The 18,981-nt window shown below is 40.0% G+C and carries 20 protein-coding genes; 6 read left to right on the top strand and 14 right to left on the bottom strand.

The window, feature by feature from the left end:
* Nucleotides 1–89 precede the first annotated feature (89 nt).
* The 4 genes from ACPZ3T_RS10430 to ACPZ3T_RS10415 form a co-directional block, all read right to left on the bottom strand.
* Entirely contained in the window at nucleotides 90–1,319 is a 1,230-nt protein-coding gene (locus ACPZ3T_RS10430) for a DUF3086 domain-containing protein (RefSeq protein WP_490275958.1), read from the bottom strand.
* A 52-nt stretch (nucleotides 1,320–1,371) separates the two neighbouring features.
* The gene (locus ACPZ3T_RS10425; RefSeq protein WP_490275956.1) at nucleotides 1,372–1,758 is read right to left on the bottom strand and encodes a DUF3119 family protein; all 387 of its coding nucleotides are present in this window, start codon (nucleotides 1,756–1,758) and stop codon (nucleotides 1,372–1,374) included.
* 61 nt (nucleotides 1,759–1,819) lie between these two features.
* Nucleotides 1,820–2,617 (bottom strand): MlaE family lipid ABC transporter permease subunit, encoded by a 798-nt coding sequence (locus ACPZ3T_RS10420; protein WP_490275954.1) that lies wholly within the window; start codon nucleotides 2,615–2,617, stop codon nucleotides 1,820–1,822.
* Entirely contained in the window at nucleotides 2,614–2,748 is a 135-nt protein-coding gene (locus ACPZ3T_RS10415; RefSeq protein WP_490275952.1) for a hypothetical protein, read from the bottom strand. The genes ACPZ3T_RS10420 and ACPZ3T_RS10415 overlap by 4 nt, the downstream gene beginning before the upstream one ends.
* Before the next feature lie 523 nt (nucleotides 2,749–3,271).
* Here ACPZ3T_RS10415 and ACPZ3T_RS10410 point away from each other — a divergent pair.
* From ACPZ3T_RS10410 to aroH, 3 genes are all read left to right on the top strand, one after another.
* A complete protein-coding gene (locus ACPZ3T_RS10410) occupies nucleotides 3,272–3,511 on the top strand; it encodes a hypothetical protein (protein WP_490275950.1) in 240 nt (79 codons plus the stop codon).
* Nucleotides 3,512–3,953: 442 nt separating this feature from the next.
* A complete protein-coding gene (sppA, locus tag ACPZ3T_RS10405; RefSeq protein ID WP_490275948.1) occupies nucleotides 3,954–4,775 on the top strand; it encodes a signal peptide peptidase SppA in 822 nt (273 codons plus the stop codon).
* Nucleotides 4,776–5,010: 235 nt separating this feature from the next.
* Nucleotides 5,011–5,424, top strand: coding sequence for a chorismate mutase (gene aroH, locus ACPZ3T_RS10400; protein WP_490275946.1), 414 nt, complete (start codon nucleotides 5,011–5,013; stop codon nucleotides 5,422–5,424).
* Between the two features lie 35 nt (nucleotides 5,425–5,459).
* On the opposite strand, the gene ACPZ3T_RS10395 is transcribed toward aroH, so the two are convergent.
* A complete protein-coding gene (locus ACPZ3T_RS10395) occupies nucleotides 5,460–6,608 on the bottom strand; it encodes a cysteine desulfurase family protein (protein ID WP_490275944.1) in 1,149 nt (382 codons plus the stop codon).
* A gap of 161 nt (nucleotides 6,609–6,769) precedes the next feature.
* Between ACPZ3T_RS10395 and ACPZ3T_RS10390 the strand changes: the two genes are divergently transcribed.
* Nucleotides 6,770–7,045 (top strand): hypothetical protein, encoded by a 276-nt coding sequence (locus ACPZ3T_RS10390; protein ID WP_490275942.1) that lies wholly within the window; start codon nucleotides 6,770–6,772, stop codon nucleotides 7,043–7,045.
* Nucleotides 7,046–7,084: 39 nt separating this feature from the next.
* On the opposite strand, the gene ACPZ3T_RS10385 is transcribed toward ACPZ3T_RS10390, so the two are convergent.
* The 5 genes from ACPZ3T_RS10385 to ACPZ3T_RS10365 all read right to left on the bottom strand — a co-directional run bounded on the left by ACPZ3T_RS10385 (nucleotide 7,085) and on the right by ACPZ3T_RS10365 (nucleotide 11,609).
* Nucleotides 7,085–7,468: a hypothetical protein gene (locus ACPZ3T_RS10385; RefSeq protein WP_490275940.1), complete on the bottom strand. Its 384-nt coding sequence runs from the start codon at nucleotides 7,466–7,468 to the stop codon at nucleotides 7,085–7,087.
* Nucleotides 7,438–7,707 carry a hypothetical protein gene (locus tag ACPZ3T_RS10380; protein ID WP_490275938.1) on the bottom strand — a complete coding sequence of 90 codons (270 nt, stop codon included), beginning with the start codon at nucleotides 7,705–7,707 and terminating at the stop codon, nucleotides 7,438–7,440. The genes ACPZ3T_RS10385 and ACPZ3T_RS10380 overlap by 31 nt, the downstream gene beginning before the upstream one ends.
* Nucleotides 7,708–7,847: 140 nt before the next feature.
* Complete coding sequence (locus ACPZ3T_RS10375; protein ID WP_490275936.1) at nucleotides 7,848–9,671, bottom strand: ATP-binding protein; 1,824 nt, start codon at nucleotides 9,669–9,671, stop codon at nucleotides 7,848–7,850.
* A complete protein-coding gene (locus ACPZ3T_RS10370) occupies nucleotides 9,664–10,191 on the bottom strand; it encodes a DEAD/DEAH box helicase (protein ID WP_490275934.1) in 528 nt (175 codons plus the stop codon). The genes ACPZ3T_RS10375 and ACPZ3T_RS10370 overlap by 8 nt, the downstream gene beginning before the upstream one ends.
* 44 nt (nucleotides 10,192–10,235) lie before the next feature.
* Nucleotides 10,236–11,609, bottom strand: coding sequence for an HNH endonuclease domain-containing protein (locus ACPZ3T_RS10365; protein WP_490275932.1), 1,374 nt, complete (start codon nucleotides 11,607–11,609; stop codon nucleotides 10,236–10,238).
* A 98-nt stretch (nucleotides 11,610–11,707) separates the two neighbouring features.
* Between ACPZ3T_RS10365 and ACPZ3T_RS10360 the strand changes: the two genes are divergently transcribed.
* Complete coding sequence (locus ACPZ3T_RS10360) at nucleotides 11,708–11,956, top strand: hypothetical protein (RefSeq protein ID WP_490275930.1); 249 nt, start codon at nucleotides 11,708–11,710, stop codon at nucleotides 11,954–11,956.
* Here ACPZ3T_RS10360 and ACPZ3T_RS10355 read toward each other — a convergent pair.
* A complete protein-coding gene (locus ACPZ3T_RS10355; protein WP_490275928.1) occupies nucleotides 11,953–12,402 on the bottom strand; it encodes a phosphoadenosine phosphosulfate reductase family protein in 450 nt (149 codons plus the stop codon). The two genes, ACPZ3T_RS10360 and ACPZ3T_RS10355, sit on opposite strands and share 4 nt — an antisense overlap.
* 466 nt (nucleotides 12,403–12,868) lie before the next feature.
* Here ACPZ3T_RS10355 and ACPZ3T_RS10350 point away from each other — a divergent pair, with 466 nt between their 5' ends.
* Nucleotides 12,869–13,765, top strand: a complete 897-nt coding sequence (locus tag ACPZ3T_RS10350; RefSeq protein ID WP_490275926.1) for a DUF4351 domain-containing protein — start codon at nucleotides 12,869–12,871, stop codon at nucleotides 13,763–13,765.
* A 129-nt stretch (nucleotides 13,766–13,894) separates the two neighbouring features.
* Here the strand turns inward: ACPZ3T_RS10350 and ACPZ3T_RS10345 are convergent, their stop codons facing one another.
* The 3 genes from ACPZ3T_RS10345 to ACPZ3T_RS10335 form a co-directional block, all read right to left on the bottom strand.
* Nucleotides 13,895–14,527 (bottom strand): Uma2 family endonuclease, encoded by a 633-nt coding sequence (locus tag ACPZ3T_RS10345; RefSeq protein WP_490275924.1) that lies wholly within the window; start codon nucleotides 14,525–14,527, stop codon nucleotides 13,895–13,897.
* A 23-nt stretch (nucleotides 14,528–14,550) separates the two neighbouring features.
* Entirely contained in the window at nucleotides 14,551–15,207 is a 657-nt protein-coding gene (locus tag ACPZ3T_RS10340) for a type I restriction endonuclease subunit R (RefSeq protein WP_490275922.1), read from the bottom strand.
* A gap of 269 nt (nucleotides 15,208–15,476) precedes the next feature.
* A complete protein-coding gene (locus ACPZ3T_RS10335) occupies nucleotides 15,477–18,980 on the bottom strand; it encodes a hypothetical protein (protein WP_490275918.1) in 3,504 nt (1,167 codons plus the stop codon).
* Nucleotide 18,981: the final 1 nt, after the last annotated feature.

Raw genomic sequence — 18,981 nt, 5'->3', positions numbered from 1 at the left:
CTGTTAACTGTTGTACGGGCGGGTTTAGCAATGTATATGTTTTCCCATGAATATCTCACATAACCCGCCCCTACTGACTAATGACTAACCTAAAAGTCATCATCATAATTTCTCATAGCTTTAGGATCAGGGGCAAAAGCTAACCACAAGGGGAATTGTAGTAGTCCTAAGCTGATTTGCTCCTCGGAGTCGTCAATGAGAATTAAGGGTAGTTGATTGGTTTTGACGAGACGGTCTGCTTTTTGTGCTAGAGTATCTGCTGTTTCAAATAATACTACCCCCCTATCTGGGCCAAAGTCTGGACGACCTATGCCTAGACAATCTTGTAAACCGCGCCGCCATTCACCTAGACGCTCAGGTGTGTTAGCTAAAACCAGGGTACGTAGGCGATCGCCATACAGTTTATGTAATATCGAAACTGCTGCCGAAGCAATCAACACATTCTGCAAGCGGCTACCCATTGTCCGCAAAGCACCCCGTCCCCCTTGGTTAAAAAACCAATTGGCAACTCGTTCGGCGTGGACTGGTTCAAAGGTGCGGCGCAATTGCCAAGGTGGGCCATAATAATCGGGTTTGTTACGATATTGATCAATTAAGCGACGAATTTGCTTAGTTGTGTCTTGAAACTGTTGCGCTGCAAATTGGGGAGTTCCCGGTTGGGGTTCAGCCTGTCTAGCTTCTTTGATAACTACAGTCGGTTTTTCTCTGGCGGTGACAGGGGGGACTAATTCTAATTGCTCGGCGGCGGCGGCCAAATCTTGTAAACTGCCGGTGAGATAGTCTTTAAAACCTTGTACCCGAATGGCCAAATCTTGAGAAGCACCAGCAAAAGTAGTTCGCATCTCGTTGCGAATGCGTTCTTGACGGCGTTCTAGTTGTTCTATAGAAATTTGTAGGGTTTGTTTGCGTTGTTCTAGTTGTGCTAGAGACTCTTGCACTACCTTTCCTAGTGCAGTTTGAGTTTCCTTGATTTGTGCTTGAAGGGTGTCGTATGTCTTTTGTAGGTTAGCTATTTCTGCTTTGAGGGCTGCTTCTTCACTTTGTAATTCGGTGATACGTGGTTCTGATTCTGTGAGTGAACCCAGTGCTGTCGCTTCCCCTTCTGACTGCTGTACCAACACCTCTGCAACTTCTGCCTCAGAGACAACTTCAGGATGAGTATCATCTGAAGGTAGCTCAACGGATGAAGTTTGGGCTTCGATTTCCGCAACAGATTCTTCAGCAGGGGTTTGGGGATTTTCCGGCTGAGGGTTTTCTGGTTGGATTTGTTCTAACCACTCATCAATCGGTTCTGGGGTTTGAGATTCCTCTGGGTTCATAAACTATAATGCGATCGCTATAAGACAAATAAATAACTTTCCAAAATACAGTCTAAATCCTGGGACAACGTTCTTCCAAGCAAGTTCTGAGGGTATTGGCATCAAACAGAATCGGGAGAAAGTGAATACTGTTAATTTCCTTGAAATAAAACAGTATAGGAACTGGATACCAAAAAATCCGCCAGTTCTGCCATTCGCTGTAAGGAAAACGGCGAATCAGAGTTTCCCCTCTTTTAATATCTAAGTCCGTGGCGGTAAATTGCAACCGCAGTGTCACCGTTTGAAATAACAGAAATAAACCGAACAGTGCCAATACTGCTCCTAGCACGGGTTGAAAAAACATGAGTGGAACAGCAGTAATTACCAGCACTATAGGGATAGTATAACTAGGCTTAAGTTCTACCGTAGATGTAAATTTGGGAGCAATTGAACTAGTCACCGTTTTTTATCCTGTTTTTTCCTAAACACTGTAATCTATTGTAAAAGTCATCAGTCAACTATTAAAATCCCTGCAACAATGCACTACCCGTTCCCTGAAACATAATCCATGATAAGAAAAAGTTGCTGACAAAGATAATTAGCAAAGCTGTAACAACGGCTGTTGTGGTTGATTGTCCCACACCTTTAGCACCTCCTGTAGTAGTTAATCCCCAGCTACAACCAATCACTGCAATTAACATCCCAAAACAACAGGCTTTAATCATCGCACTCAAAATGTCCCAACTCCCTAAAAGGTTACGGGCAGAATCTAAAAACATGGTGTCGGAGATACCATACATATTAGAAGCAATGATTAACCCGCCTAACATTCCTGTCACCAAAGACAAGAGAGTTAAAATCGGCAGCATCAAGCAACAAGCGAGTAGGCGAGGAATGACTAAATAATCAATAGGATCAGTTCTGAGCATTAACATGGCATCAATTTGTTCTGTAACCCGCATAGTACCGATTTCTGCGGCGAATGCAGAACCAACGCGCCCTGCTAATATCACGGCTGTCAACACGGGTGATAACTCTCGTGTTAAAGCTACCGCCAAAACTCCACCCACCAGATTTCCCGCGCCAAAATTCACAAACTCTCGCGCCACTTGAATTGTAAATACTGCGCCCACAAACACAGCAGTTAACAAAGCAATAAACAGAGAATCTGGCCCCACTGCTGCCATTTGTTCTTTAGTATTGTGCCAATGGATTTTGCCCCTCAGTAGGTGAACTATCGCTTGTCCACCCAGAAAAACCGCCGCCAGCAGTCGCTGACTCCACGTTCCTAACCCGGATTTGGATGTAGTTTCACTCAATGTTTTGTAGCTAACTCGGTGACTGCCTTAAGAATAGCGAAAGAGAACGGGGGATAGTCAATAGTTATGGGGAATTGGGCATGGGGCATGGGGCATTGGGCATTGGGCATGGGGCATGGGGCATGGGGCATGGGGCATTGGGGTAAAAATTCCTCCCTTGTCTCCCTTGTCTCCCTTGTCTCCCTTGTCTCCCTTGTCTCCCTTGTCTCCCTTGTCTCCCTTGTCTCCCTTGTCTCCCTTGTCTCCCTTGTCTCCCTGCCCCCCTGCTCCCCCTACTCCCCTGCTCCCCTGCCTCTTGCCCCAGTCCCGATAAATATTAATTTATCGTAATGTTTTTCTCAGGAAACATAGCTTTGCATGAACACGTTAAAAGTTGTAAAATCCGGTTTTCTGGAAATATAAGCTTGGTTTAATAAGGGTTTTAGGGATGCTTATACTTTTTCTGTCTCATGCACTGAGTGTAGCAGGTCACTGCTTTTTTTAATGAAAACTTAAGATTTTTGACAGATTGACCTTTCGGGAGCGATCGCACGTATTGTAGAAGAGGACAGATAGCTAATTAGCTATTGTTGACTAGATTTTAGGAGTTGGTCTGAAATGACTACTTTTACTCACTATCTTCGATCTTTGATCCTGGCGATGATTTTTAGTTTTGTGACTCCGTTCATCTTCATCGGCGGTGTATTACTATTTTTAGGAGTCAGTGGCTATATTCCTCTGCTGCAAGAGTTAGCGGAGATTGCGGCTACTGGAATATTGAATTTCCTGACTATCTTTGGTAGCGGTTCTATTTTCAACGGAATTTTGGTTATCAGCCTTACCTGTGGTTTTGTGGGAGGGCTATTCGATACTTATGTTTACTATCGTTATCAAATTCTGCGTCTGGACTCTTAGCGATGGAATTGCGATCGTCAGGTGTAAATAGGTTCGGGGTAAGATGTAAGCTGATTTCTGCTGGCAAGTTTGATGTACTCTTGCTTCTGACCAAATTTTGTTCTAGGAATTAGTAAGCTAGTATTAATTGCATTTATTAATAAGTATTACTTTTAAAGTCTTTAAGTTACTCAAGAATATATTTTCTGTCCTGCTCTTGATTGGAATGTTAAGGGCTAAGAATCATTGTGCCAAATTAGCACTGAGTGAACTTGGCTCAGAGGTACTAAATTTTCTGCCTAGATTTAACGGCTATGAACAGAGAATAGCAAACAAGCATCCATATCAACCAGAAAAATTTGATTAAAATTCCTAGAGGTGATACAGTTTTGGCTTTTCTAGTCAAGTCAACTGGTCACTAGACAATTTATATTGAGATTATTACTAGGTTTATTGGTTGCTCATGGTTTGGCCTTTCAAGTCCAAGTTTCAAAAACAAATTGCTAGAATTGAAATTACAGGTGCGATCGCTAGTGCTACGCGCAAACGGGTACTAGAAGCATTAAAAACTGTCGAGGAAAAGAAATTTCCAGCTTTACTGCTACGCATCGACAGCCCTGGAGGTACAGTTGGGGATTCTCAAGAAATTTACAGTGCGCTGAAGCGGTTACGAGAAAAAACCAAAATTGTTGCTAGTTTTGGGAATATATCTGCTTCTGGTGGTGTCTACATTGGTATGGGTGCGGAATACATCATGGCGAACCCTGGCACAATTACAGGTAGCATTGGTGTGATTTTGCGGGGGAATAACCTGGAACGCCTGCTAGATAAGATTGGTGTTTCCTTCAAGGTGATTAAGTCCGGCCCTTACAAAGATATTTTGGCATTTGACCGGGAACTAACCGAGCCAGAACAAGACATCTTACAAGAGTTGATTGATACAAGTTATCAGCAATTTGTGCAGACAGTAGCCGAGGGGAGGTCTTTAGCTGTAGAAAAAGTGAAAACTTTTGCCGATGGCAGGATTTTCACTGGGCAGCAAGCCTTAGAATTGGGTATTGTAGACCGCTTAGGCACAGAAGAAGAAGCCCGTCGTTGGACAGCAGAGTTAGTAGGACTTGATCCTGAAAAAACCCCCTGTTATACCCTAGAAGAACGCAAACCGTTATTGAGTAGGATTCTCCCAGGGAGTCGTCAAGTTTCTTCTAAATTAGGTGCAGGTGTTGATTGGCTCGAATTTGAAATGTCTACTAGTGGGTTGCCTTTGTGGTTATATAGACCTTGAGGGGAGTGGGTGTAGGGGTGTAGGGGTGTAGGGGTGTAGGGGTGTAAGGGGTGTAGGGGTGTAGGGGTGTAGGGGTGTAGGGGTGTAGGGGGGACAAGGGAAGGGAAGGGAGACAAGGGGCAGGGGGCAGGGGGCAGGGGGAGAAAAACTCTTAAATTTTGAATTTTGAATTTTGAATTTTGAATTTTTCTGCCCAATGACTATTAACAATTAACTAATTCAGGAGGATTTTGGCGTGGAGTGGCGAATTCAGGCTATTCGTGGAGCAACAACCGTTTCGGAAAATACAGTGGAAGCTATGCGGGAAGCGGTGACGGAACTGCTAGACGAACTGGAAAGACGAAATCGACTCCAGCCAGAAGACATGATTAGTGTGACGTTTTCTGTGACGCGTGATTTGGATGCGGTTTTTCCGGCGGCGATCGCTAGACCGCGGCCAGGTTGGGATAATGTAGCTATGCTAGATGTGCAGCAAATGTACGTTGAGGGTAGTTTACAGCGTTGTATCCGGTTTTTAATCCACGCTTATCTACCTACCTCTACCCCCATTCATCATATTTATTTGCGTGAAGCGAAAAAACTGCGTCCTGATTGGAGTTTACCCCAGGTGTTGCCAGCACCGCAGCCAGTGGTAGAGTCAAAAGTTTAGAAAAGCGGTTAATTTATTCAATAACCTAATCTCTCTTAGAGAAACTGCTGAATTTCTTTGACTGCATTGATGATCAAAGATGATGCTTTGTTAATTTCTATCGCAGTTGTAAATTTACCAAGACCAATTCTCAATGCTCCTTCAATGATATTTAGTGGGAGGTGCATTGCTTGTAAAACGTGTGATGGTGCAATTGCGCCCGATGAACAAGCTGCACCTGTGGAAATGGCTAAATGGTGGCGAACTCGTGCAATGATGGCAGTATTAGAAATATCAGGGATGGAAATGTGTAAGTTACCTGATAAACGGTGGTTTAAGTCTCCATTCACTACTAAATCGGGAATTGCAGTTTGGAGTTGGTTTTGTAGCTGATCTCGTAAAATAGCGATCGCATTTTCATCTTGTTCCATTTCCAAGCGTCTCAATCTGCAAGCTTCCCCCAAACCAGCGATTCCGGGGACGTTGAGTGTACCGGATCTCATACCCTGTTGATGTCCCCCACCGTAAATCATTGGTGGGAGAGGATGATTTTTTCTCACGACTAATACACCCACACCTTTGGGTGCGTAGAGTTTATGTGCTGACATTGCTAGATAGGTAATCCCCCAGTCTTGGAAATTGAGGGGAATTTTGCCGACGGCTTGGGATGCGTCGCATAAAAACGGGATATTGTGAGAGGATGCGATCGCGCCAATTTTTTTGATGGGGTAAATTGTCCCGACTTCATTGTTAGCCGCCATCATACAAAGTAAAGCCGCACTATCAGCACAGACTTTTTCCAGATGTTCTAAATCAATCTGTGCTTGTTGATTAACTTTTAACCAAATAATTTCAACAAGTCCTTTTTTAACTAAGGCTTTGCAGGTATCTATAACGGCTTTGTGTTCCACTGGGGAAACGATGATTTTGGCGGGGGTATTTTGTTGTGCAATTTGTCCTTGAATTACTAAATTAATGCTTTCTGTTGCGCCAGATGTAAAGATAATTTCCTTGGGTGAGGCGTTGATTAATTCTGCTATTTGTTGACGGGCTTGTTTAACTGCTTTTGCTGCTATATTGCCATAATCATGATCTACACTATTGGCGTTACCAAAGGCGGTAGTCATATAGTACATGACTTTCTTGGCTACTCTGGGGTCAACGGGGGTAGTTGAGTGGTAGTCTAGATAGATTATGTTAGTCATTTTTTTTAACGCAGAGGAACGCTAAGGAGACGCAAAGGAACGCAGAGAATTATGATAACAACTCTCTCAAGTCTCTGCGCCTCTGCGTGAGATTTCATCACCCTAATTAAGCATGGTTTCGGTATTATAGGGTTATCGGGTTCTAGTTAGCGAGTCACGTTATGGAAAGCATAAAGATTAGAACACATATCGGTAATGATGGAATTTTGCAAATCCAACTTCCACCTGAGATTGCAAACCAAGAATTAGATGTAGTAATTGTCTTTCAGCCTGTGAGTCCAGAACCATCACAGACTACAAACAAAACACCCCAAGAATTAGGTTATTCTCATAGGTTTTTAGAAAATGTCATAGGTAGTTGGGAAGGTGAACCCCTGGAAAGAGTAGAACAACTTCCCTTTGAGAATCGGGAGGAGATTCAATGGCCTACCTCCTAGATACAAATGCGTGTATTCAAATTCTTAATTTCATCACTTTTACTGAGAAGTTAAATATTCTAAAATTAATAGTCTTAAATAATCTAACATTCTTAGGTATGATTTAATATTTTCGTATTCATGAGAGTTATGCAAATACAATTGGGAAATACTCGGAACATCAAACACTCGTTTTTGTTTTAATTGTTCAATTGCTTGCTGTGGATTTTCTATATATCCTCTAGCTTTAATTTGACTGCCATAACCGCGAATATCTGTAGTGAATAGTTCAATTTCTTCTAATAATGTAAATTCTGTTTCTGACACAGGGAATTGATTAGCGATCGCGTGTCTTTCTGATTTACTATTTTGGTAGTCAATCGTTAACTGAGCTAACAGTTGAATGATATATCTTAAGAGTTTTCGAGTTGGTTCGGACACCATTTACTTTTTGCTGCTAGTTGAGCGTTAATCAAGGTCAAGATTCGCTCTAATTCGGAGATACCTATATACTCGGCTTCTTCTTCAGGAGTGAGCGCATCAGCTTTTTTCTTCTCTAACAGTTCTTCAAAACGAGACTGTAGCTCATCAGTAAATTTAAACAGATAAATATCACCAAATTCACTCATCTTAACACCAGAAGATATTAAAGATGAGGGTTGAACCATCAATTGAGTAGTCATTGTGTGTTGATAGCGTCTTTGATTCTATTGTGCCTCAATTAATCAGCGATCGCACTTTATCATTCTCAATAAACGCAGAGAATAATCATCACAACTCCCCGAACTCTCTGCGCCTCTGCGTCTCTGCGTGAGATTTACTCTTATTCATTCTCTAAAAACCTCCTAGCAACCCTCCCCCAATCAATGCGCGTATCTTGAGCATTTTCTTTAAATTTACCATCTGGCTGCTCATCTTCATATCTAGCCCATGCCATCAAGAGTAACTTTAACCCATCCAAAGAATTAACTAACCGAGAACGTAAAGTATCTACATCAGCTTTATCAACATCCTCTTCTAAGATTTCCACTAAGTTTTGATAAGCTGGATGATTAGTATTTAGAGTCACAATAATTGCCCCTCCTCTCGGTTTAACGGAGAAGAAAGCAGGAGTATCAAGGGGTGCTTCAACAAAGGTATATTTCAAGCCATCATCTACTGTTGTGGCGGCTAATAATTCGGCTTTAGTTTCCGTCACCCCTTCTTCTTTGAGAGTTTCTTTAATTACTTGTTTGCGTTCTTCTTTAGGTAATTGTTCATCTACATCACTTTGACCTTTATAACCTTGTGATTTACGCTCTTGAGTTACAGTAGTTGCAACTTTCTCAGGTTTATAAGGGTCATGGCGTTTTTCAGAGTTACTACGAGTACCTTTTGTTTGGTTTTTAATTAAGCGACGAATTAAACTTAGTTGACTGCTGATTTTATGGGCTAATTCCAATAAAGGAAATTTTGGATCTTCGTCTTGGAGTAATTCTTCTTTTAGTTGGGTAACTGTTTTTCCTTCTTCTAATAAAGACTCAATATCTAGTTGTAAAATCTCACCAAAGTTCCGGGCTGATTGTTTGTTATTTGTAACGCCAAAAATATCATCAAGTAATGGATTAAATTCAATTTCAATTCCCCACCAGCGTTCTGTAGGGTCATAATTATTTACTAAGTTTTGGTCTAGTTCTAATTCTCTCCCTGCTCGGACAACGGAAACACCAACATTTTTAGCTGCGTGTTGTCCGTGTGGTAAACTACCAGGGTTTTTTCCAGGTTCAGCTTGACGCGCTTCTTCTTTGGCGTAGGAGAAACGCACTTTTACATCATGTTCTTTGTCTTTAAAGTTAATTTTATAAGTGGCTTCATACGATGTATCGCCTTCCCAGGGACGGAACATGGCTTGATTATCGAATGGGGCGGGACAGGAGGTTTTTTCTATTAAATAACCGGGGTCATTAGGTAGGGCGTATTTTTCTAAAATCAGGTTATATAAAGCATCTAAATCAAACGCTACCATGCGGATTTTGACATCGCCGCTATTAATGAATTTGCGATACATTCTGCCAATCACAAATTCTGAGTTCTCAATAATTGCCTTTCCCGTCCGCCAAATGCAACGGTCGATGTTTGACCATACTACTAATGTGCCACTTTCGCTAAATTGTTGACCAATTCTTGTCCAAGTTGTGGGAATGGCTTTAGGTTTCGGTTCTGGTACTTCGGTTATCCGCCGAGTTTTAATTTCATCTAAATCTAGGTAACTATGCAGTGCATTTTCTATGCCATTTTGCCATGACCAGACATCAACTCTCTGACATTGGGAAATAGAAGACGAGGGTAAACCCATGCCAAAACGACCGATTCCGGTGTGTTTGTCTTCATCTAAATATGTCCCGTTACCAAATTGCAGGGCGAGACGTAAGACATTCGCATCCATCCCACAACCATTATCTAACACGGCGATTTGTTCAATGCGCGATCGCCTCCTCCCTTCTACCAGTTGTTTCCGTTCCCCACACAGCAGTTCTACTTGCGATGCACCAGCTTGAATGGCATTATCCATTAATTCGGCTAAAGCGTAGGCGGCGTTTTTATAACCGTTATCCCGCATGGCTTGGACTGCGAGGTGTGTGGGAACGATATCATGGGCGTTATTCATGGGTTTTCCTCCAAACGTCTTCCCAATTGTGGAAGGCTGATGCAACTGAACCAAAACCAGGAAGTTGGCTATCGACAACGGTGACTATTTCGGCGGTAGCATTACCCCCAGCTTTGATTCCTCTGATGGCGCGTCCTACCATTTGGCTGTAGAGGACAAGGGATTTGGTAGGACGGGCGATAACAGCAGCACTGGTTTTAGGTGCGTCGAAACCAGTGGTTAATACGCCGTAGTTACATAAAATCTTGGTTTGGGTTTGTTGGTCTTTAAAGCTGTGAATCAGTCTTTCTCGTTCGGATTTGGGGGTTTCCCCTGTGACAGCATCAGCATGGAAACCGCGTAAACGCAAAATGGAAGCGATGAGTTTCGCGTGTTCGACGGAGGTATTAAATACTATGATGCGTTGATGATGTGGGGCGAGGGCTTCTAGTTCTAGGATGATGCGGAGGTTGCGTTGTTCGTCTGCGGCTAACCGATTGAGGATATAGGGGGGAATGTCTAATACCAATTCAAAATTCAAAATACCCTGCGGGAAGCAAGCTACAAAATTCAAAATTAAGAATTTCAGGTGTAAATCCAATTAGGGCTAAAACCTTGCAGAGTTGCCAAAGAAATCAAAGGTTGGATAGTTTTTGTATAAACATTCATCAGAATTTCTAAATTTAATAAATCATCTGGTTGATCAACTTTCAACTCTGCTACAAAAGATTCAATATCATTTAACCATTTTGTTTGAGAGACATTTTGCTTATAAATAGTTAAGCCTAAATGCTGTAATGATACAAAATCACGGAAATATGCTTCTGATGGTAAATTATTAGACTTGGAAGAATTAACAGATTTTGTAGTAGGGATTAAATTCCATAACTGATCATGAGCTACAAAAGACCAAGGCAAATAATGATCTAAAGAAATTTCATTTTTATTTAATTTGATTTTAGAATAAATACATTCAATCTCTCGATGTTCTAAAATCGTTTTCCAATATTTAGTTTGATTACCTAGAGAATCTCTCTCTTGTGGCATAAATAATTTATTAACTACATTAGGGGTGCTGGGGTTTCTCTGCTGCATATAATTCAACCATTCCCAGGAAGCCCAACCCCTAACTATTGTGTAGTTTTCCTCTAAATACTGAATCCAATCTGGATGTAAAATAATGGCGTTACAATTTTTCTGGTCTTCAGCATCAAAGGAATATAAAGGCTTTTTCGTATCAAATTGATTGTTAGCTAAATTAATAATAGTGGGATTAACATCATAATCTTTTAAGCCTCTTGTTTCTTGGGCAAAGAAAGGACGAATTAAACGATAAGAGACATAGCGATTAATCGAAATAACAATATCATCGAGATTTTGGTTATTAATAGCTGTCCGCAAAAATTTTTTATCTGTATCTCTAAACTTTAAAATCGGTTCTGTAATTTCAAGTTCAAGAGCATCTAATTTATTAGCAATTTGGTCTTGCTTCCCAAAAGACAATTTAAAATAATTATGGGGATACCAAGCATTAGCTAACATTTCCACAATTATTTCTCGGAAGCTAATAGGCGATAAGATATCAAAATTTCTTCTTTTGAGAATATCTAATATTGATAGAAAGTAAAGATATTTATATGAGTTAGTAATATTGTTAAATATTTGGGATAAAACTGTAACGTTAACTTTATCTGATAGTGGTAAATCCTGATTCATGATGGGATTTCTAAATAAAATTAAATCTCCTAAATATACTTGAATAAAATCATTTGCGGCTGATTGATTAATCTTATTTAACGCCTTGACAATTTCTGCAACAGTTTCAGCCGTAGGATCAATTTTTTCATGATACCAACGGAAGACAATCGGACGCTCAACACCTAAACCCGTCGCCAGTTGGCTTTGGCTGATGTTGTAAGACTCTAAAACCTGTTTGAGTGCTTGTCCTGCTTTTCCCATGATTTCCATTATCACAGCATAGCGATCGCAATCTTGTTAACTTTTATGATAACTTTTGTCACGCACTGGTTATCATATATGATAACGAAACAAAGATAATGTTAAACAGGTGCGTTATGGCGGAAGAATTTATGAGATTAGAAGATAGCGGTAGCAATCAAGTCCAGGTGAGGCGAGAAAAGATAAAGCACATATTAGTCGGTAGTCCTGAACTAGTCAGGAGAACAATTTATCAGCTACATACTACAGGTTATGCAGAAGTGGGTTCTTGGTCAAAACCAGTCATAGCAGGAAGTTTAGGTGAATTAGGCGATGTAGTGAGTGTATTAATTAGACAGCAAGGTTAGGAAATAAAATATACAGGAGTTAGAGCGATCGCACTAGCTCTTGTCAAAATAAAATATTTAATATTGGTGAGAATTACAATATAACCCTCACGGTTTTCATCAGCACGGATACCAATATAACTAATAGCCTCATCATCCCCCACAAAATCCTCCAACGGCTTAATTTTCATCTTCACCGTACACCACCGCATTTGGGGAGAAGGTAACAAACCATCATGAATCGCTAACCAATGGTCAAAACCGCCTTTATCACTGAGATAATGAACTTTAATTTTCAGACGTGCCTTAATGCGGTCAAGATAATCGTAAGTTTCCGGTAATTCCTTATGGGTATCACAAAAAAAGTATTCCATCTCTGGAATTTCCCTATGCAGTAACACCGCTAAAGCCGTGCTATCCTTCCCCCCAGAAAGCCCGAGTATGTGTCTAGTTTTTTTCTCCGCCATGCTGGTTTTTAGTGCGCTTAGGCAACTATATTAATCATGCTAATATTTTAGCAAATGTGTAAAGGTAATCTGTAGCATTTTTAAACTTATTTTAAAATTGCCTAGTAATATCACTGTTATAGTTAGCCTTTGATCAACTAACCAATTAAGCTTTTATACCTCAGCACGGTTCAATTACATTTAGTAGGCTGTGTCACTATAAGAACCCCTCCCCCAACCCCTCCCCTGCAAGGAGAGGGGAGTTTTGCTCCTCATTCCTATCATCTATCCCACTATTGCTACCACCTTGAAGCAATCCTCCCCTGCAAAGAGAAGGGAGTTTTGCTCCCCATTCCCTTGTAGGGAAGGGGGTTGGGGGGTTAGGTTTTTATCTAAACTTATAGAGATTTAGGGAGTAGATGGTAAAGCGATCGCACCAGTTCTTTATAATTTTAAAAACTAGAAAAATCAATAATATTCAAATTAGATGACACGGTTCATACATGACAAATTCGCCAAAGACTATCTAGAAGAACTACTAAAAGACTATGGAGAAGTCAAAGCATCAGAAAAAGTCTCAGGAGAAATCAAAGAAATAGATGTATTCTTCACACCCAACAAACAGCAAACACCTAACTTAGAAATCCTGGGTTTACTAGGAAGATTTGCCGAAAATCCAGCCATCATAGAACCCTTCCGCAATCCAGCATCCACCGATGAAATCTGTGATTGTATACTCAAATTATTAGAAGTTAAAGCCTCACTGCGACGAGAAGCTAAAACCAACAAAACCAAACTTCAAGACGCAGAAATTCCCCAATTATGGGTACTGACTCCCACAATATCCGAAACTAGACTATCTAGCTTTGGAACTATCCAAAAACCCAATTGGATATCAGGAGTACATTTTCTTCCAGATGCACTACGCACAGCCATTGTCGCCATACATCAACTACCACAAACACCCGAAACGCTATGGCTGAGGCTTTTAGGTAGAGGAAACGTACAATCCCAAGCAATTATGGAATTGCAAGCGTTACCATTAAATCATCCATACCAACAAGCCACCCTCGAATTAGTTTACAACCTGCGGGAAAACTTAAGAATCAATCAAGAATTAGAAACAGACGATAGGGAGTTAGTTATGCGATTAGAACCACTTTATCAAAGAGATAGAGAACAAGCTATATGGGAAGGAAATAAACAAGGAGAAGAACGCTTAGTTCTACGTTTACTCAATCGCCGACTTGGGGAAATTAACCAATCATTAATCGAGCGCATTCAAGGATTATCAATTGAACAATTAGAAAATCTAGGAGAAGCATTACTAGATTTTTCTAGTGTTACTGATTTAGAAACTTGGTTAAACCAACAACAAGAATAAACCATCAAAAATCAAACTTAAATTGTAGGGTGTGTTACGGCTGTGAAAGCATTTGGAAGTGTGAGCAAATCATATATAGCCGTAACGCACCACCATCATACGGTGCGTTATGCTTTGCTTCAATGCACCCTACTGGCTATTAAAACTTTCCCGAAACTTAGCAATTAAATCTTTTGGTTTCCCACCAGACATAAGCAAATTGGCTAACAATTCTAAATCTAAATCCGGTAAAAGTTCACTTTTCGTTATTTGTTCATACTGATTACCACGCAGATAATATAATAAAAATTGATTGTTCCGCCAAAACCAAACTTCTGGTACACCTAAACCTTGATAAATTAATAAATCATCAATTCCCCCACTGGTGACAACTATTTCAATCGCCAAATCAGGAACAGGTTTTTCAGAATTAAAACAATAACATTCATCTGGTTCTATACCCCTAGCGGCTGCTTCTCTTCTAAAAGTAGTTGAGCCTAAAGGATAGAAATCAATACCTTTATCTATAAAATATGTTTCTAACAATAAAGCAATAATCTTTTTATCCACCTCATGGCGGCGACTCGGTGACATTATTTCTAAAGTACCTTCTAAATATTTAAAGCGATAGTGAGAATTATTTTGACAGCTTTGCAATAGTGTTTCATATATATCCCAGCTAATCCCATTCATCAGCAAAATTTGGTCAGAATCAACGTTTTGTAGTGCTGAGTGACTTGTTAATTCTTCCCATAGACTCAATTTGGCTAGTAAACCTAACATTGTCACTACTCCCAAATCTCTTTTTAGTTTGTATCATCTTCAATCTGACTTCCTAATTTTTTCAAAATCATTAGCACATCATGAAGTTCATTCTGTAAAGGTAAAAGGGAAAAAATACGCGAAATATCATATTGAGATGTTCCCTGACGATTTAGTTTGATAAAAAAGAACTCTCCCCCGTTAGTCGCCATCCCAAATACAGGTTTTTCTGCATTAGGATTAACCATCATATAAGCTAAAACTTGAGGAATTGCCACATCAAGATTAATTGCTGTTCCCTTAGACTCCAAAACTGCAATCCACAGTTCTTTTGAGACTACTAAAAAATCAATTCTTCCCCTTAAAATTTCCTCGTTAACTTCATCTAGAGGAACTAATGCACTAACTTCAACAGCAACTTCCCCTTGCATTTGAAAAGGGGGATCATAAAAACCTGCTAACTCCAGTAAGGGCGATAAAACCACTAAATTAACTAACCCTTCTGCTAGATGCCCATTAGCTCGATGATAGCGGTATCTAGCTTTGATTCTATCTAATACTGTTTTTTCCTTATCAGTTAAATCAGCTAAATTTTCTCTCCACTCTGGAAAAAAATTAATATCAGCAGTACGAACTAAATTAAATTGCCTTTCTGCTTCATTAATTGTGGTAATTCTTTTAGTAATCGCTGTTTGGATCATCTTTTGATTTCCCTTAGCTGCTCATACGGTATGATTTATATCTAAGAGGATGTTTGAAAAGTATCATTCCTAACACCAAAATCTTTAAAACCTAACCCCCCTAGCCCCCCTTCCCTACAAGGGAATGGGGGTTTCAAAGCCTATCGACCTTTCGGGGAGAGGTTTGGAGAGGGGTTTCTAGTATACTTTTCGACTTTTCAAACACCCTCTAATTCACGCTCATTATGCAGTTCTCGTGTTAGGTTCTCTTTCTCATCATAATACTTCCATTAACCAGCATTTTTCCCTGCTATTTCATCATTCCCCTTATCGCCAATTTGTGCCACCGTCTCAGGTAAATCCACATTTAAAATGCGTTCACTTAACTTTGCTAAAATCGCCTGTCTTAACTGCTGATCATCAGGTAATTTTGCTAAAATGTCGTCAACAATCTGCTCAACTTGCGACTCTCTCCCATGATCTACCCATACCATTTGATGGATTTCTTGACCATCGGGACGAGTCATCGTTATGCGTCGCGCTTCAAAACCTTCGCCTTTGGCGGCGACTTCTTTTTGCAAAGCTTCCAAATTCTTAAACCGCCGCACCAAATCGGCTAATTTCATCTCAAAGGCAACTGCATCATCATCAGTCCAAGATTCTGCCGGTTTATCTGCTACAATCATCACCAAAGCTTCTAACCATTGAGCATCAGTTTTAGTTTCATCTGATGCAGCCCGAATAAAGCGTTTGAGTAAAGGTTCAATACATTTTCCGGCTAAATAATTCGCCCTGACTCGCAAATCTTCCCGCAGTTTTGTTTCTGGACTTCTCACCCCAAAGACTTCATAAATCAGTTTTTGACAATCACTTAATAATTGATCGTAAGCTGTATGAATATCTCTCAAAGCATGAACTAACTTAGTCCGTAAAGTTCTCGCTGTTACGCCATCATCCCCAGTTTCCGTCCCAATTGCAGGTAAATTACAAGCTGCGGGTAAAGCTTTAAATAATAATTCATCCGGTTCAACAGTGGTTTGTAATGCTTTTAAAATGGCTCTCGGTTCTGCTGCAAGTCTTTTAGTTTGTTGAGTGTATTTCGGCAACTTTTTGACAAATTGATAAAGCGGAGTCACCACTGTTAACAAAGTTGCGTTACGCACTTTACCTAATTTCTTTAACTGGGGATTTCGTAAAATCACTTCCAATTCTTTAAATACTTCCGCCCTTAATCCCACAACTGCAAAATACTTAACTGCAAATCGTTCGGGATATTTAACTAACAATTCAAAATGTTCTGTTCCCAAGACAGGAATAAATGTTCCGTCTTGATATAACCCCAAATCATCGGCGTGATACAACAACACAGCCGCTAAAATTACGGGAACTGCACCCTGTTTTACCCCGAATGGTGGTGCTGATAAATGTTGATAGAGTAAATCAAAACTTTGGCTTTTCTCGGTTGCTGCTAGACAAAAATCTTCAACCGCTTCCCACAGAGAATTTAAACCAGAATTTTCCGATGGTGGGTAAAAGTCCCAGTCTTCATCTTCTTGACGGTGTATCCCTGTTTCCTCTAACAGAGAATAATACATACTGACTTCGGGGCCATATCCTTCTAAGCCTAATCTTTCCTCATGTTGATGTTCTAACATCGCCTGAATTAATTCGCGCCTAGCTTTTGCGCCTTGGGAGGTTAAATCGCGGCGGTTGATTAATTCATTCCATAAAATGGGACTGTGATGATAAGTGCGATCGCAAATCTCGGACAGCTTACTATTAAAGTCAGTAATGTTGTTTAATGTCTCGACTTGTCCCTGAATCCAACATTGCTGATTTACCCCAATACTAAAGCATTGATTCAGGGTTTCATCTAAAAATTCTTCTGCTTCTTGTAGGCGATAATTTACCTCTTTTCTCGCCACCCCGTCAGTCTGCAACTCTTTGGCGGTTTTTTTGATATTACTTAAAGCCACAAATTCCAGGGTACGTATTCGCAATATCTCTAAGCTCGCCGCACCCAAAATCACCAATGGTTTACCATCACTAGTGGTAGCGGGAACAGCACTCGGAACTACATCATCTACCCAATAACCCACAAAACCATCTGCATCTATGCTATTGCAACTTAACTGACTTAAATCTTGGGAATTATCTAAATAATGGCGTTCAAAATAACGCAAAGTCCCCGTTTGGTAACTGTGACGTTGTGCGACTAAGGGCTTGAGGGGACGGTGTAGAGATAGGAGCTTGACAAGAGGCGATCGCTCTTGTTGTATATAATTACTTAATTCACCGTCAACATTAAAATCTGAACCTTGCCAAATCCGCAATTCATCTAACTGACGACGATGGGTAATGAGATTTTGTTTGAGTAGTTTATCAATAATTTCCTGCCAATAATTAATCTCGGCGGCTGACGGAAAATTACACATCGCTAAACAAACTAAGTTTCTCGTCGCCCGCAGTGAACCGGTAATAGTAATTAAGTTAAAAATCCCAATTGTTTTTAATACCCTGAGACTATCTTCTTCTAAACGTTTCGCATCATTAATTAAATCTTGCACCTCTACCCATCTTTGCAAATTTGGGCGAGAAGCTAAACCCATACCCGCCGATTCAATAAAATAATCATAAACTTGATATACTTTAAGACAGGGTAAATTATAATCTTGAACCGTTTCTGATTCTAAGAAATTACGAAACGATAAAGGCTCACTACTAGTTAAAAACGTAAACAAAGAACGGTCATTTTGAGCATACTTTTGACACAGACTCGGTAACACCAAAGCTGATAAAGGATGTAGGGGATAAACTTTTTTGATAACTTGAGCCGTAACTTCTTCATCAACAATGATTGATGCTAAATACTTATTCCATTCCTCAGCATAAGTGTTAGTAGCACTTTTGATATTATCTGCGGCTGATGAGTCAATTGCTTCACCAATCAAACTCATCATTTGTCCAGATGATTCCGTAAAAGGAATATCCTCAAATCGTCCCTGAATTTTCGCCCATTCGTTTTTTTGAATAGTAGCTAAACGCTGACCATATTCGGCAAACGCTTGATGTAAAATCCCTAAAATATAAATCGGAGTTTTGCTATGTCTTGGTAATTCCGCTAATTGTTGCAAAAGATATAAATCTTCATCTCCTTGAGCATGAGCCGCATACTCTAAATTCTTCCCTAACTCATCAATAACTAGGAAAATACCCGTCCCTGATTCCTTAGCTAATTCCAACACCAAATGCGGAATTTCTCTACTATCAACCTTACCACCATCATTAATTTCTGCTTCTAAATCTACCAACTGACGCACAACATTAATTTTGTTCTTTTGGCTAGCAGTCCAAAAATTATCAACGCCAGTTAATAAAGCCCGAATAATAGTATGACTAATCGGTTCTCTTTGTCCCGTCGCTACAGCCCTAATTAATCCTTTTGGGTTAATCTTCTCTTGAATTAATTGATAAATATCACTATCTTTACCTAATTTATCTTCGGCTATTGATAAAGCTTGAGTGTGTATTTTAGTTTGAGAATTAGCTACAAGGGAAATTAAATAATGAGCAAAAGCAGATTTCCCAGTTCCATAAACACTAGTTAAAGTCCAAGCTCTATTGCCTTCTTCAGCATTAAAATTATTTAAAATCCGTTTGAGAGAATCAATTGCTCTTTTAGTCAAAACATAACCGTCTAAAGCTTCCGCACTATCTAAATCTCTTTCTAAATTAATAGAACGAGAATAGCGACGCTGAAGACTAAAATAATGTGACAGCTTTTTGTTAGTCATA

The sequence above is a fragment of the Aliinostoc maniaoense genome, from assembly GCF_058172895.1.
Note: the sequence above shows the minus strand (reverse complement) of the source record. Positions and strands in the feature narration are given on the sequence as shown.